We start from the raw sequence: 14,537 nt of genomic DNA on the forward strand, positions 1-14,537 counted from the left end.
GCCCTCGCGAGCGAGGGCTGCCTGTCCGGCCCGACCGTGGGCTTCCGACGCCATGAAGGCCGCGACGGTCGCGGTCAGACGACGAAGGAGCCACGCTGATGAGAAACGAACAAGAGGACGGCTTGGAGCCCCACCACTCCTCATCCCCGACCGATCACCTCATTACCGAACTCCAGCTGTATGGCTGGCGTCCCTTCCAGGACGAGCCCGATCCGCGGCCGCTGCCCGAGGGCAGTGAGGTCGCCGGAGCCGTGGCCGATATCTTCGACGCTCTCGTCACTACCCTTGGCGACACCCGGCTCGAACCCGACCTCGACGAACTGCTCTGGGGAACGGTCAACCTCTTCCATCGCGCCACCAGCCGGATCGAGCGCGAACTGGACGACAACGAGCTGGCGCAGCGTCAGCTTCAACGCGAACAGGACGGCACCGAGGTCAAGGCCGTGGAGTTGGAGCGCCTGACGGCCGAAGGCCAGACGCTGATCGAGCGCCGCGACGCCTTCGAGTTGATGCGCGACCAGGCGGCTGAGCACTTTGAACGCCACACCGGAACGCCGTGGCGGCCGCGCTCCGGTTCGATGGTCAACCATCGCAACCTGACCTCGGCGATGATCGACTCCCGAGACTTCCTCGCCGCGAAGCGCCGAACCGAGGCCGAGGTGATGCTGCCCGCGGGTCCCAAGGTTGCCTTCACCGGCGGGCTCGACTTCAACGACCACCGGCTGGTCTGGGACATGCTCGACAAGGTCCTCATCAAGCACCCTGACCTGGTGCTGCTGCACGGTGGCTCGCCCAGGGGCGCCGAGCTGATCGCCGCCAAATGGGCCGACAACCGCAAGGTGCCCCACATCGCCTTCAAGCCCGACTGGGACAAGCACGGCCGCGCCGCGCCCTTTAAGCGCAACGACGCCATGCTGGAGACGCTGCCAGTCGGGGTCATCGTCTTCCCCGGCACCGGTATCCAGGAGAACCTCGCCGACAAAGCCAGGAAGCTTGGCATTCCGGTCATGAAGTTCTCCGGCAGCGCGTGAGCGCTGCCGTCACCCTTAATCTTGAAACGGGGGGTGTAACGTCCCTTCGAAGGCACCGCGAAGGCGGTTTGCGGCGGTCTTCTTGATGATCCGCCCATCGCTTCTTCTTAGCCGATCGCGAAATTGCTGAAAGCTGAGATATAGCGACGGCTTCCGCTCGGTCCGAGAACGACGCATCTCGGCACAAGCCGCTCCATCCCACATACGATCATAATGTTGCGTTTGATCGTCTGAAAACTGCCCAGAGCCCGACGAGCATCAGCCCACCGGCCAGTAAAAACGTCAGCCGCATCCCGTTCGCGATCGCAGCAGGGGTTGCCCCCTCGAAGTTGCTTGTACCAACGCCAAGAGCGAAAACGCCGCCCATCACGGACGCTCCCAGAATGAGGCCGAGGTTTCGCGACAGGCTGAGCAACCCCGACACCACGCCGCGCCGGTCTTTGGGAATATCCGCCATGACTGCCGTGTTGTTGCTGGCCTGAAAGAGCTGGTAGCCCGGCGTCAAAACGGCGATGGCCAGGATATATCCGACCGTGCCGAACTGTGCCGGCAGGGTTGCCAGAAGGAATGCACCGGCGGCGAGCATGGTCAGGCCGACCGCGAGAATGCTGTGAGTGCCCCATCTGTCGACGGCCTGTCCGGACGGCACGCCGCTGAAGATCGAGATCAGCGGCCCGATCGACATGATCAGGCCGACTGGCATCTCGCTCAGGCCCAAGCCAATGCCGAGATAGAACGGGCCGACCACCAGCGTCGTCATCATGACGGCCGCGACAAGCAGGTTCACGGAAATATTTGGCAGCAGCCCTCTCGTCCATATCCACGCCACGCATGGTCCAGCCGACGGAGGTGCGGCCCGGCCCCTGTCGGATGGCAGTGACCTGAATGCCAGGATCAGGGCGAGCAGTGCGAGAGGAACCTGCGCGAGGAAAATACCCGGCCAACCGCTCGCCGATAGCAGCACGCCGCCGAGTGAGGGGCCGAGAGCTGTTCCGAGCGCCGACACCGTGCCCAGCAGGCCCATGGCGCGCCCGATGCGCTCCTCGCTCGCTGTTTCACGCGCGAGCGCAAGGGTCAACGTCATCAGGAACGCCGCGCCGACGCCTTGGAGTGCTCTCGCCCCGATCAGAAGCCAAAGGTTCGAAGCCAGACCGCAAAGCAGCGAAGCCACGCAAAACAGAGCGAGGCCCGCAAGGTGCATGCGCGTCAGCCCATACAGGTCGCCAAGCCTTCCGACGAAGGCGACCGAGACAGTCATGGCCGCGAGATAGGTGATAACCACCCATTGGACGTGGTGGAACGGCGCAGAGAACGCTTCAGCCAGCGTCGGCAGGGCAATATTGGCGATGCTCGTGCAAGCGACGCCAGCAGCATCGAGAGCGCCAATGTCACCGTGACGCCGCGGTCGGTTTCCCTCAATGCGGTCGATCCTGCTTGCTCCATGCCCTTTTCCTCTTGTCGGAAACGCTGTGAGCAGGCAGAGTACGAATTCAAGTCGACTTGAGGTCAAGCATGAAGTTTCTCGACATTGGCGAGGTGTCGACGAAGACCGGGATACGCCCTTCGGCGCTTCGCTATTACGAGGAGGTCGGGCTGATCTCTTCGGTCTCCCGCAACGGCCTGCGCCGCCAGTTCCCGTTTGAAGTGCTGCTGCAGCTAAAACTGATCACGATGGGCAAAACGGCCGGCTTCTCGCTGGAAGAGATAGCAGGTATGTTCGGTAGAGACGGCACGCCGGAGCTGCCACGCGATGTACTGCATGCGAAAGCAGACGAGCTGGATCGGAAGATTCGCGAACTCGCCGCGTTGAGGGACACATTGCGTCATGTTGCCGATTGTCCTGCACCCTCCCACATGGAATGCCCGACCTTCAGGCGCCTCGTGGACGTGGCCGGTCGGTGGGCCGGCACGCGTGCCGGGCATCCTAGGGCAAAAAGGGGCGGCAGATCATGAGCACCCGCCGCACAGCAGCCATCGAACTACCGATCCGAACCGATCATTTCGGAACACGGTCGGAGTATCGCGGGGCCTCGGCGTTCCTATGCCATATCCAGCCCTGAAGCGGAGCTCGTCGCCGTCATCGTCGATCTCTGCCTATAGCGCAACTGCCATCTGATCTCCTCCATTCGGCACATTGTCCGGCTGCCCTGGTCAGCCCCTTCAGTCTTCCTGCATGGAGTGCCGTGCATCGAACCCATTGAATGGAGATGCTACGGTGCCTTCCATCCCTCACTGCGATTGGCGGCCTTCGCTGTCCCGGCCCTTTCACCTGCGATGGGAGATAGGGCGCCAGCACGTTGGAGAGCGGATCGTGCTGAACAGTTGAGTTTCGGAGCCATGCCCGATGGCCGGGCCGGCAAGGACGATGGGGCTGCTGTCGTCTCCGAGAAGCTCCGCCGCAGGACTAACCCCTCCGACTGACTGATCCCCTAAGCCTGAGCGGCTGCCGGCAGCAACCACCAAGATTCCGGCCGTGTTGCCGCTGAAGCGACTGCCCGCCCCACACCGGAACTTGGCGGCGAGCCTTCGGTTGCAACCGGCCTCCATCGGGCTTGGCCGGGGCTCGTCGGAGGGATGGTCCCTCGGACGGAAGCAACGGAGACAGAAAAATGCAGAACATCGTCATTCTCGCCGGCAACATCGGCCAGGACCCCGAGACCGTCACCACACAGGGCGGCACCCACATCACTCGTTTCACGCTGGCCACCTCACGGCCCCGTTATGCCGACGGCAAGGTGCTCCGGGACGAGAACGGCTACCGGGTTCAGGACACCGAATGGCACCGCATCACCTGCTTCAATGGCCTCGGCAAGACGGTCCAGGAACACTGCGGCAAGGGCATGAAGGTGCTGGTGCGCGGCCGCATCCACTACACGAAGTGGACCGACCAGGACGGCAATGACCGCTACGGATGCGAGATCATCGCCGAGACGGTGGATTTCCTCAGCCGGGCCAAGCAGGCGGAAAGCCAGAGCAGCAGCCAACCCGACCACGATGACGAGATACCCTTCTGAGCGGTTCGAATCGAGGCCCGGCGGCGCAAGCTGCCGGGCTCTCCTCATATTCGCACCCTTTCCGCTCGGGCCTAGCCGCAGGAGATGCTGGTGATCGCCCGAAAATCTTTGTCGTAGAACACGTTCATCCGCTCGCGGCCGAGATCCGATATCACCGCGCAGGTCGAACATGCCAGGCGCCATGTGGCGCCGGCGGGCTTGTCGGGAAGAGCATCGAGCGGCTGGCCGACAAGGCGCTGAAACTGCGACGCCCGGCACTGGTCCCCAAAATAGTATTTGCGCGATCTGTCGGCGCTCTCGGCGATCCAGGTCATGGGATCAAGCGGATGATTGCGGATCGTGGAACCCTCCGGCGCCCAATAGGTGAAAGGCGGCGGCGGATCGGCCTCCATCACCACCTTCGGCTCAACAAGCAGCACAGGCTCGGCGTCCTGCGCCACGGCGCACCCCGACGCCGCGAGCACAGTTATAACGACGACAACGGGTATTGCAGGAAGGAACTGCAATCCTGATCCTCCTGGACGGTATTGCGCTGGCCGCGCCTATCATTGGCCTTGAGACACCGGCTAGCCCGCAATCACGGCGTCAAAACGGCAACACGGCAGCGTTTTGGCCCCGCATCGACATGTTCGTAGGCCGCGCTGTTCGTGAACACCATGGTGACGCGGAAGACGTCGATCGACGGCACTATGATTGCAGATCAAGCCTTCGGGCAGCGCACCCAAGGGCATGTCCGGCTCCGGTTGCCGGGAAGCGAACCCGCTCTTTGAGGCTTACCTTGGTTCCAATCACGGCCTTCCACGATCAACCCCAAGGGGTCGGACTATGCAGAGCATGCCGCCGCTGCGGTGAACCTCAGCGGTGACCGCGGCCGCGCTTGAAACACATCGGCGCCTGTCGAGCGGGAAGTCCTCCCGCCTCAAAACAGGAGCCGGAACAATGTCCTTCCCAGATGCACAAGCCTTCGCCCTCAGCCTCGCCGACACCCTGATGGTCTCCATCGTCATCTTCCGGGCCGGCGACGGCACGCACTCGGTGGTACCCGCGCCCGAATATGACGGCGACGAGGATGAAATCGTCAGCGAGATCGATCCCTTCGCGCCCTGAGCGCGAAGGAACTGTGCGCTCAGGGCGCCTTTGCCCCGCCGGCGTCGACGGGTGGCGCTGACGGCTTCAGTTCCCAAAATGAAGAACGAATCCGCCGATTAACGCACATCAAAAACTATTCCGGCAGATCTGGCCATATCCGATTACCTAGTATATTGGGTGGAAGTATATTAGGTAGACGGCGACTTCTCCCGCATGAGCTTACGGGAGAGAGTCGCACGCAATCTGCGCCGGCTGAGACAGGAGAAATCCATCTCGCAGGAGGAGCTTGCCCATCGTGCCCAGATCAACCGCAATTATGTCGGCATGGTCGAACGCGAGGAATATTCGATCTCTGTCGACAAGCTGGAGAAGCTTGCCGATGCCCTTGGCGTCGATCCGGCGGAGTTCTTCCGGAGCGACGCCTGATGCGCCCCGCCCGCCACGCATGGGAAAAGCAAAATATTCGTGGATATGGCGCCGCCGAAAACTCCCGATCACCGCAAAAACTGCGCCAATTCTCGCCATGGCGGCATGGTTTCATTCCGCGATTGCCGGATGCTTGCTGTCGCCAAGCTGTTGCGTTCATGATCGATAAAGCATCTATGAACAACACATGGGAGGACGTAAGGACAGGCGGATGAACAAGCCCGACTTCCAGGACAGCCCGCCGCTGACGGTTCGGGTGAATGCCTACGATGAAGCGCACCTCGCCACCTACCTGCGCCTGCTGGACGCCGACGAGGAAGGCGCCGACTGGCGTGAAGTGGCGGAAATCGTCTTCGGTCTCGACGTTGCCGCCAATCCGGAGCACGCCAAACGCGTTCACGACAGCCATCTCGCCCGCGCCCGCTGGATGACCGAGAAGGGCTATCGCCACCTTCTCGAACCCCGCATGCAGTAACCGGTAGCCGTAAGCTGCTCCGCGTCGGAATCGATGACGCCGGAATGCTCAGCCGACGAAACAACAGCATTCCGATTATCTGTCTATACCATCCTCAGCCCACCCCAATATTCGAATCAGCCTGAAGCCATCGATTGAGGCGGGGAGGAAGACTTGAAACCACTGCACGACTGGCGATCACCCCAATTCGAGGAACAACTGGGTCGTCTTGACCGCGGCGGTGTCGCCTTCGAGTTTCTGCGCCGCAACAAGGAATACCGGCGAGACTATGCCGAGACACTGGCAAGGATCGCCTCCGGCGGCACGGATGAGGCAGCAGAGATCGAGCGCCTATCCTGTCGCTGGGGGCTTTCCTTTCCCGGCGGACCCTTCTGTATCTGCCGCCTCCGCCCGCCCAATCTGGCGGGCCATACACTTCCCTGCCACACTCATTGTCAGAACTGTGCCCGACGGTTTCGAGGGATTGCCACTCCCTGATCCGCAAACGCTGCCCGCCGATGGCCAGCTTGCCAGGGATGGTCTCCACGCCCTTGTCGCTGACGATGATGGCGATCATCGACTGTGGTTTCCCGATGGTGACGCACCGACCAAGTCGGCCATCGTTCTGCCCATCGACGAGCACTTCTTCTGGCGTCACCGTAATGCGGGCCGCTTTGTGCGAAGGCTTGAGGGAAAGCGATCCGGCCTCTTGCCGCGCGCACAGCGCCTCACTGCCTTCCAGACCCATCGCGCAGCTCTCATGCTGCGTGCCTGGGACGGTATGGAAGCTGGCGCGTCGCGCCGCTTGATCGCTTCCGTCCTGCTTAATAGACAGGTAGAAACGTTGCGCGCCATCGAATGGCAGAACGCGTCGGAGCGCCGACGGCTCGCCCGCATCCTCAAGGCAGCGCGCGGACACATTGAGGGCGGCTATCTGCGCTGGCTGCGAATTCGCGGGTGATCCGCGTGGGCAATTGTTTTCGACACCTAGGCGTCCTGCCAACCCGGATGGGCGTGCATCTCCGCCGACTCGCAGTGTTGCAGCTTGTGGCGTTGGAAACGTCTCAGATTTTTGGGAGTTTAGCGGCAGCAGAACACCAATATTGTGAAATGAACAGGTAGGTTTCGCACGGATTCTCTGGGGATTCTGCCCTCACCTGGCCAATGTGCTTCGGCTGCTTCGCGCCCCCACTTCAGCCGTTGGGGCAAACCTTGCCTCCCCCTAGAACCGGAAATCGCGGGGAACAGAATGTAGGCCGCCGTTCTCCGCGGCTCCCTCGAGAGGATTGGAGGAGAACCATTCACTCGGCAGCGGAGATCCGAGGCACCCGCAGCACCGACGACCACCTAGATAAGTGCACGAAAGCGCCGTTGGCACCATCACTCAGAGATGTGTATGGTGTGGTCCTGATTCGATATTCAATATTGCTGGCATCATGGCTGGTGGGAACAGTGATCTGCGCTTGTAGACGCCGCATTTTACTCTGAGCCGCATAAGCTTCTTATGGTCAATTGCGGCGAGCGCTGCTACCCTCGCGAAAAATTGGTGGAGGCAGGATGGCAAGGGGCGAGCTGATGAAAAAGCTGCTCGCAAGTTACGGCCGCGAGGACGATTTCCGTGCGGTCGTGGAGCAGATCATTGCGGACGAGGAGAAAAAAAATAACCGAGTGCTCGCGCGCAGCCTGCGCAAGACCCTCGATAATCTTGGCTCGCATCCGCAAACAGGCGGCCTATCCCGTCTTGTTCCGTTTCCTGATGAAGCAAAAGACTTCATCCAGCGGATCGAGCCACGGCACGGGCCGCAGGACATCATTCTTTCGCGCGGGAACATTGAGCTCTTCGTTGGCCTGATCCGTGAATTTCGGCAAGCGGACCGGATCAGGCGACATGGCCTTCCGGTTCGGTCAAAGCTGCTCTTCTGCGGTCCACCAGGGTCCGGGAAGACCCTGTGTGCCGAGGTCTTCGCCAATGAACTCGGTCTACCGTTCTTCCACGTCCGGCTCGATAGCCTGATCTCGTCCTATCTAGGGGAAACCGCCACCAACATCCGCAAGACGTTCGAGTTCGCGAGGAGGCAACCTTGCGTGCTGTTTTTCGACGAATTCGACGCAATTGCACGCTCACGCGAAGAGACCGGTGAGCACAGCGAACTTCGGCGGGTCGTCAACAGCCTGTTGATCTTCATCGAACAGATCGAACCACAGGGCTTTCTGATCGCGGCAACGAACCTCGATGCGCACCTTGATCCAGCCGTATGGCGACGCTTCGACGAGATTGTGTGGTTCGAGCAGCCCGACGACAAGATGATCCGGAAGTATCTTGAGCATGCATTCCGCAATGTGAAGGTGACATTTGATCCCTCTAGCTATTCAAACCAACTCCAAAGCTATTCCTACGCTGACCTAGAAAGGGTCTGCGTACAGGCGATAAAGCTCTCCGTTCTCAATGGGAACAGGGCGGTATCCGATGCGGATTTCAGGCACGCCATGCGTGATGCGGAACGCCGTAGAATGCGGAAGCAGAAACTGGAAGATCAGACCCGGGAGTAGGTTATGCCCCGGCACGAACATCTGCCGCTGCTGCGGCTTCCTGAGACTTTGGAGCGGCGGAAGACAGGGTATCCAGGCCCGACGCCGTGGCGTGGCAGTGGCTATGGCGGTCAGGTCCGCCGGCAGGTTGAGGCCGCGATTCAGACACAGCAGCAGAACCGTCCGGCGCAGTTCATCGATCCGTCGCTGATTCTGCGAGTTCGGATGCAGGGTATGCTTCTCGAGCCTGATTGGGAAGCACTGGGACTGACACTGCTCTCGAGCGACGATGACCGCAACATCATCCTCTTTTCGTCGCAGGGCGACCTGACTGCCTTCCTGCAGCGCCTGGACGCCTACGATGGCCCGATCCCGGATGGCCAGCAGGGCAGACGTTATGAAGGGTTTGTCACTAGGATCGAGAACATCGGCACGCTCGAGCCCCGGGACCGCCTCGGCATGCGGATCAGGGAGGCTGGGTTCACGGAGGCAACGGACCTTCAGAATGATGAGGTCTATACGGTTGATATCGAACTATGGGATTTCGGAACCCGTCTGGCCCGGGAACGCAAGGCCCGGCAGATCGAGGATTTCATCACCGGGCAGAATGATGAGGTGTTCGATGTCTATCTCGGACCGTCAATTACGCTGATGCGAGTGCGTGCCCGGGGACAGACACTTCGGCCTCTGCTGTCTGTACCGGAAGTGGCCTTCATTGACTTGCCACCTGTGCCCGATATCGAAGCGGCCGACCTGGTTCAGATGGAGCTGGATGACGCTCCGGAGATACTGCCGCCGGATGAAAACGCACCGGTGATCGGTGTGCTGGACAGCGGCGTCAATGATCACCCTTTCCTTGAAGGTGCGATCCTAGAGCGGTTGGCTTTCCCAGCCGAACTTGGCACTGCGGACGTCTGGGGCCATGGGACACGAGTGGGCGGTGCCGCACTTTACGGGGATCTGAGAGATCGTCTCGGAGAAGTGCGAATTCAGCCGGTGGGCCGTCTGGTCTCGGCGAAGGTTGTGGGCAACAATGGCAGGTTCTACGAGCGGAGAACCCTTCCGACGCAGATGCGCGAGACCATTATACGCTTGCGGCAGGATTATGGCTGCCGCATCTTCGTGATGTCCCTAGGCGACGTGCGGGCGCGCAATGAACCTGGCCGGGTCGGCCCGTGGGCGGCCACGCTCGATGAACTCGCGCGTGAACTCGATGTGATGATTTTTGTCTCCACCGGTAACCGTGCGCCGCGAAGCGGAATGGCAGTGGAGCAGGGTATCACGCACTACCCTGGATATCTTCTGGAACCGGCCAACCGCCTTTGTGAGCCGGCTGGTGCGGCAAACATTGTGACAGTCGGATCGCTTGCCAACGGGACGGGGCTCGGGGCCAGACATGAACTCGACGCCCACGTTCGGCCAATCACTGGCGCTCTTGAGCCCTCGCCGTTCTCACGGGCGGGCCCGGGGGCGGGAGGAATCCGCAAGCCCGATTTCGTGGACGTCGGGGGCACGATGGTGTTCGATGCGCCCTCGGCTAGCCTTCAGTGGGCCCCGCACATCCCAGAAGCAGGGATTATCACCCTTAACCATGAATACCTGCGACAGCTGATCACCAGCGGCACGGGAACGTCATATGCCGCGCCGATCCTCGCCAACAAGGCGGCCGCGCTGCTGCGGCTCTTTCCCCACGCTTCCGCCAACCTGATCCGAGCGCTGCTTGCTGGAGCGGCCTCGGTACCGGAGGAATGCGAGGCCAGGTTGAGGGGCATGGATGCCGCTGACAAAATGCGCATCTGTGGCAACGGTTTGGTGGATGTTCTCCGGGCAGCCTATTCGGACGATCACCGCGTGGTGCTATACGCGGAGGATCGGCTCGCAATCAATCATTTCGCTGTCTATCGGGTACCCATCCCGCAGGAATTTCAGACCAACGGTAGGCGGACCATCCGAGTTTCGCTGGCCTTCGATCCACCGGTTCGTCGAACACGGGCAGAGTATATTGGTACAAAGTTGAACTTTCGTCTCCTACGGGGCTGCCCCGCGCAGGAGGTGTTCGCACATTTTCGAGCACGTACAGCGGATGAGGGTGACCCGCCGGACGTTCCGAACAGATTCCGATGCGATTTGAAGCCCGGACCCCAAAGTCGCGACGGACATACGCTTCAAACCGCAGCGCAAACATTCGTGCAGGACACCACTAACTATGGTGACGAATACTACCTGGTCGTCCGCTGCGCCGGAGGCTGGGCGGAGGAGCAGGAGGTCGATCAGCGCTTCGCAGTGGTGGTCGAGCTGGAACACCAGCCTGCCGTCCAGCTATACGCGAGGCTGAGGCAGCGCGTTCGGGTATAAGACTGTCAGCGGGACAATGCGGCATTCAGCATTTGAGCTTGGGGGCGATTTTGGGTCGGCGTGCGGGTGGATAACCCCGGTTATCGGCTAACTCTACAGTTCGCTTGATGACTGTTTTTGGCGCTTTCGCTCGATCCAATGGGCGAGACGGACGATGCCCACGCCGACGCAAATGTCGGCAATTCAAAGATTGCGGCTGGAAGCCGTCAGCCCGCTCTCGGCCCCGGCTCTGCCATTCGTGGACACTGTCCGGATGAGTAAGGCGGGACGGCATCCCTAAAGCCGCTGCCGATGTCTTTGACACCACACCGTGGAAGGGACATTTCTCCTATGATCCCCGAATTTTGTCACTCCGCCTAGCTGCTGATTTTTCGCCATCGTCGCATCTGCAACGCCGCTCTGCCGGCTTACGCGACGGAGGCCGAACATGCAGGACAAAACCGACAGCAACTGGCCGCGCTTCATGCGCACACCTGAAGCAGCCCGTCTCCTCGGCCTGTCTCCCCGCACGCTGGAAAAATATCGCTGCGAAGGCATGGGGCCGATCTATCACAAGCTGGGCGGCCGCGTGGTCTACACGGTTACCGATCTTGTTGCATGGATCGATGCCTGCGCCCGTCGGTCCACCTGCGAGCCGCTGCTCCCAAGCCTTTCCGCACCGCGGGACGGGAAGGGGCCGGACGGCAGCTGTTGATCGGCGACACCCATGTCGACGCCCGTTCCAGCACGTCATACCGAACCGTTTCGGACCCACGCTCGCGCCATCGCCGCCCGTGATGCGCAGGACCTCATGTCCTGGCCCTTCTTCTCTCTGGCAAAGTCCCGCCGCGTCATCCCAATCGACTTCCGCCTGGGCGACGTGTCGATCCGTGTCGAGGCAACCGCCGAACACGGCATGGCGACCATATGGGACGCTGACATCCTGATCTGGGCCGCCAGCCAGATCGTCGACGCGCGTGACAACGGCTTGCGCACCTCGCGTTTCATACTCGCCAGGCCTTACGAGATCCTCTCCTTTATCGGCCGAGCCGACACCGGCCTGAATTACACACGGCTGAAAGCCGCGCTCGACCGGCTCCAGTCCACCACCGTCGTTACTTCGATCCGCCAGCCCTCGGAGAAGCGGCGGCACCGCTTCTCGTGGATCGCCGAATGGAAGGAGCGTCTGGATGGTGGCGGCCGATCGCTCGGCATCGAACTCGTGCTCGCCGACTGGTTCTATGCCGGCGTCGTCGACGATGCACTGATCCTGACCATCGACCGGGAATATTTCGCGCTCAAGGGCGGCCTCGAACGCTGGCTCTACCGGCTCGTGCGCAAGCATGCAGGCCGTCAGCCCTGGGGCTGGAGCTTCGAAGTTGCTCACCTCCACCTCAAATCCGGCAGCCTCGCGCCGCTGCGCCGCTTCCGCTTCGAGCTGCGCGCCATTGTTCGGCGACAGCCGCTGCCGGGCTATCGCCTCAATCTGCTGGATGATTCACATGGCTGTCAGCGCCTGATATTCCGGCCAGATACGTCTGATCCGGTGGAGCGTCGTACCGGAGGCGCAAGATGATGTTCCCCGCGCCTTCGCATTCGTACGGCAATTGTGGATGGCCTGTGTATCAAACCGAACCAGCGGGAACACTCTTTCCCGTACCAGCCGGAACGCCATACCCGTACCAGCGGGAACGAAAGCACCCTGTAACAGGCGGATATTATTCGCGGATTCCAGCCCCTCTAACTAATCTAACATCAAGAATCCTTCGAATTCTTGATTCTAACGGCAGCTCCGAACGGGGAAAAAGCCGCTACGGCCGCGAATGTGCATCGAGCAACCTTCGCATGCGGAGGATTGCGTGATGACGATACTGACCGGCGACTGCCGCGACCTCATGCCGATGCATGGTCCCTTCGATCTGATCCTCGCCGATCCTCCCTATGGCGACACCTCGCTCGCCTGGGATCGCCGCGTCGACGGCTGGCTGCCGCTCGCGCGCGCAGCCCTGAAGCCGTCCGGTTCGCTCTGGGTCTTTAGGTCGCTGCGATCCTTCATGACCACCAGCAGGGCCTTCGCCGATGCCGGCTTTGCCTATGCGCAGGAGATTGTCTGGGAAAAGCAGAACGGCTCTTCCTTTCACGCCGACCGCTTCAAGCGCGTGCATGAATTCGTGGTGCAGTTCCGCCGCGCCGACGTGCCATGGAGCGCCGTCTACAATGACGTGCAGACGACACTGGATGCGGTCGCGCGCACCGTACGGCGCAAGAAGCGGCCGCCACACACGGGCCATATCGACGCCGGTCACTATGTCAGCGAGCACGGCGGCCCGCGCCTGATGCGTTCGGTGATCTTCTTGCGCAACGCTTATGGTCGCGCCATCCACCCGACCGAAAAACCCGTCTTCCTCCTGGAAATTCTCATCCGCACGAGTTGCCCGCCGGGCGGTCTGGTCGGCGACTGGTTCGCCGGTTCGGGTGCTGCCGGCGAAGCCTGCAAGCTAACCGACCGCCGCTACATCGGCTGCGAGATCGATCCGAAGATGGCCGAGTGTGCGCGGGCACGCATCGCCTCCGTACTGCCTTTTACCGAAGGGACACGGCCATGACGACTGACAGCCGCAGCGCCAGACAGCCGAAAGACCGCACACTGGTCGAACTGACCTGGCGCGAGAGGAAGATCGAGCACTGGATACGCTTCGGCCGCATCGCCGAAGATCAGCGCCTTGACCGCCATCGGCGCGTCGTCAGCCTCCAGCCGGGCAGCATCTTCGCTTTCGTCCGCTGGGCCGGGAACGAGCATGGCACGATCATCTCGCGCATCGACATCGTGCGCGCTGTGGCCGCCGGTGAGCTATTTCAGACATTGCCCTTCGTGCGCCCTGGCGGCGAGATTCTGCTCAGGCTGACCGGCTGGCCGAAGGTCGAGACAGTGCTGAAAGCCATCGACGCGATCGAGGCGCTCGGCATCGATCCGGCCGATGTCGCGCCGGATCACTGGCGACACATCCACAACCGCATCAGCGTCAACGAGCCGTTCCGCGCCTATGGCCGCGAGCAGCACCGCGCCTGGCTGCGCCGCCGCGAGGTGACGCGATGACCAGCCGCCGCCTGACGATCCTCTCAATGCTCGCCGGGGTGGCTCTGGTCGCCACACCAGCATGGCATCGGCCCGATATCCGCTTCATCTGGAATGCCTCCGCCAGCGTGCCGGTCGGCCTCTACCGCATTGTACCTGCGGATCACATCGACGTCACCGACCTGGCCGTCGTCATGCCGCCCCACGAGCTCGCGGCTTTCCTCGGCGCGCGCGGCTACCTGCCGCGCGGCCTACCGCTGATCAAGCGCGTTCTGGCACTCGGCGGCACCGAGATTTGCCGGCGCGGCAGCGTGATCATCGCCTACGGCACGAGCTACGGAACAGCTCGCGACCACGACGCGCGCGGCCGGCCGCTGCCTGCCTGGCAAGGCTGCCGGACGCTCGGCAACGGTGAAGCCTTCTTCATGAACTGGGACAGTCCCGACAGTTTCGACAGCCGCTATGTCGGGCCATTTCCCCTCACAACAGTCGTCGGCCGCGCGATCCCAATATGGACGACCGACGATCCCGACCCGGCCGCGGAAGGCTTCCGCGAGCCGGCTTCCGACGAGCCGTGACGGCTC

Annotated in this window: 17 protein-coding genes; 15 read left to right on the forward strand and 2 right to left on the reverse strand. The window is 61.8% G+C overall.

What is annotated here, in order from left to right; all coding sequences use genetic code 11:
- The first annotated feature begins 98 nt into the window (after window positions 1-98).
- Window positions 99-1,031 (forward strand): DUF2493 domain-containing protein, encoded by a 933-nt coding sequence (locus PVE73_RS20830; RefSeq protein WP_277364077.1) that lies wholly within the window; start codon window positions 99-101, stop codon window positions 1,029-1,031.
- A 208-nt stretch (window positions 1,032-1,239) separates the two neighbouring features.
- Here the strand turns inward: PVE73_RS20830 and PVE73_RS20835 are convergent, their stop codons facing one another.
- Window positions 1,240-2,541, reverse strand: a complete 1,302-nt coding sequence (locus PVE73_RS20835; protein ID WP_346772381.1) for an MFS transporter — start codon at window positions 2,539-2,541, stop codon at window positions 1,240-1,242.
- A 2-nt stretch (window positions 2,542-2,543) separates the two neighbouring features.
- On the opposite strand from PVE73_RS20835, the gene PVE73_RS20840 reads away from it, so the two are divergent.
- Window positions 2,544-2,984, forward strand: coding sequence for a helix-turn-helix domain-containing protein (locus tag PVE73_RS20840; RefSeq protein ID WP_277364078.1), 441 nt, complete (start codon window positions 2,544-2,546; stop codon window positions 2,982-2,984).
- Between the two features lie 656 nt (window positions 2,985-3,640).
- The gene (locus tag PVE73_RS20845; RefSeq protein WP_277364079.1) at window positions 3,641-4,045 is read left to right on the forward strand and encodes a single-stranded DNA-binding protein; all 405 of its coding nucleotides are present in this window, start codon (window positions 3,641-3,643) and stop codon (window positions 4,043-4,045) included.
- 71 nt (window positions 4,046-4,116) lie between these two features.
- Here PVE73_RS20845 and PVE73_RS20850 read toward each other — a convergent pair whose 3' ends face one another.
- On the reverse strand, window positions 4,117-4,551 hold the full coding sequence (locus PVE73_RS20850; protein WP_277364080.1) for a hypothetical protein: 435 nt from the start codon (window positions 4,549-4,551) through the stop codon (window positions 4,117-4,119).
- A gap of 433 nt (window positions 4,552-4,984) precedes the next feature.
- Here PVE73_RS20850 and PVE73_RS20855 point away from each other — a divergent pair, with 433 nt between their 5' ends.
- The 12 genes from PVE73_RS20855 to PVE73_RS20910 all read left to right on the forward strand — a co-directional run bounded on the left by PVE73_RS20855 (window position 4,985) and on the right by PVE73_RS20910 (window position 14,531).
- Entirely contained in the window at window positions 4,985-5,152 is a 168-nt protein-coding gene (locus PVE73_RS20855; protein WP_277364081.1) for a hypothetical protein, read from the forward strand.
- Between the two features lie 195 nt (window positions 5,153-5,347).
- Window positions 5,348-5,560: a helix-turn-helix transcriptional regulator gene (locus PVE73_RS20860; protein WP_277364082.1), complete on the forward strand. Its 213-nt coding sequence runs from the start codon at window positions 5,348-5,350 to the stop codon at window positions 5,558-5,560.
- A gap of 211 nt (window positions 5,561-5,771) precedes the next feature.
- A complete protein-coding gene (locus tag PVE73_RS20865; protein ID WP_277364083.1) occupies window positions 5,772-6,035 on the forward strand; it encodes a DUF2285 domain-containing protein in 264 nt (87 codons plus the stop codon).
- A gap of 153 nt (window positions 6,036-6,188) precedes the next feature.
- Entirely contained in the window at window positions 6,189-6,512 is a 324-nt protein-coding gene (locus PVE73_RS20870) for a DUF6499 domain-containing protein (RefSeq protein ID WP_277364084.1), read from the forward strand.
- Entirely contained in the window at window positions 6,478-6,975 is a 498-nt protein-coding gene (locus PVE73_RS20875) for a DUF2285 domain-containing protein (protein WP_277364085.1), read from the forward strand. Before PVE73_RS20870 ends, PVE73_RS20875 begins: the two co-directional genes overlap by 35 nt.
- Window positions 6,976-7,589: 614 nt before the next feature.
- Window positions 7,590-8,564, forward strand: a complete 975-nt coding sequence (locus PVE73_RS20880) for an ATP-binding protein (RefSeq protein ID WP_277364086.1) — start codon at window positions 7,590-7,592, stop codon at window positions 8,562-8,564.
- Window positions 8,565-8,567: 3 nt separating this feature from the next.
- The gene (locus tag PVE73_RS20885) at window positions 8,568-10,898 is read left to right on the forward strand and encodes a S8 family peptidase (protein ID WP_277364087.1); all 2,331 of its coding nucleotides are present in this window, start codon (window positions 8,568-8,570) and stop codon (window positions 10,896-10,898) included.
- Window positions 10,899-11,325: 427 nt separating this feature from the next.
- Window positions 11,326-11,592 carry a helix-turn-helix domain-containing protein gene (locus tag PVE73_RS20890; protein ID WP_277364088.1) on the forward strand — a complete coding sequence of 89 codons (267 nt, stop codon included), beginning with the start codon at window positions 11,326-11,328 and terminating at the stop codon, window positions 11,590-11,592.
- A gap of 12 nt (window positions 11,593-11,604) precedes the next feature.
- Complete coding sequence (locus PVE73_RS20895; RefSeq protein ID WP_277364089.1) at window positions 11,605-12,453, forward strand: replication initiator protein A; 849 nt, start codon at window positions 11,605-11,607, stop codon at window positions 12,451-12,453.
- Window positions 12,454-12,739: 286 nt separating this feature from the next.
- Window positions 12,740-13,483: a site-specific DNA-methyltransferase gene (locus tag PVE73_RS20900; protein WP_277364090.1), complete on the forward strand. Its 744-nt coding sequence runs from the start codon at window positions 12,740-12,742 to the stop codon at window positions 13,481-13,483.
- Window positions 13,480-13,974, forward strand: a complete 495-nt coding sequence (locus tag PVE73_RS20905; RefSeq protein ID WP_277364091.1) for a DUF2840 domain-containing protein — start codon at window positions 13,480-13,482, stop codon at window positions 13,972-13,974. The genes PVE73_RS20900 and PVE73_RS20905 overlap by 4 nt, the downstream gene beginning before the upstream one ends.
- Entirely contained in the window at window positions 13,971-14,531 is a 561-nt protein-coding gene (locus tag PVE73_RS20910; protein ID WP_277364092.1) for a S26 family signal peptidase, read from the forward strand. Before PVE73_RS20905 ends, PVE73_RS20910 begins: the two co-directional genes overlap by 4 nt.
- The last annotated feature ends 6 nt before the right edge of the window (window positions 14,532-14,537 follow it).

Origin of the sequence: Chelativorans sp. AA-79 (assembly GCF_029457495.1) — a bacterium.
GTDB lineage: Bacteria > Pseudomonadota > Alphaproteobacteria > Rhizobiales > Rhizobiaceae > Chelativorans.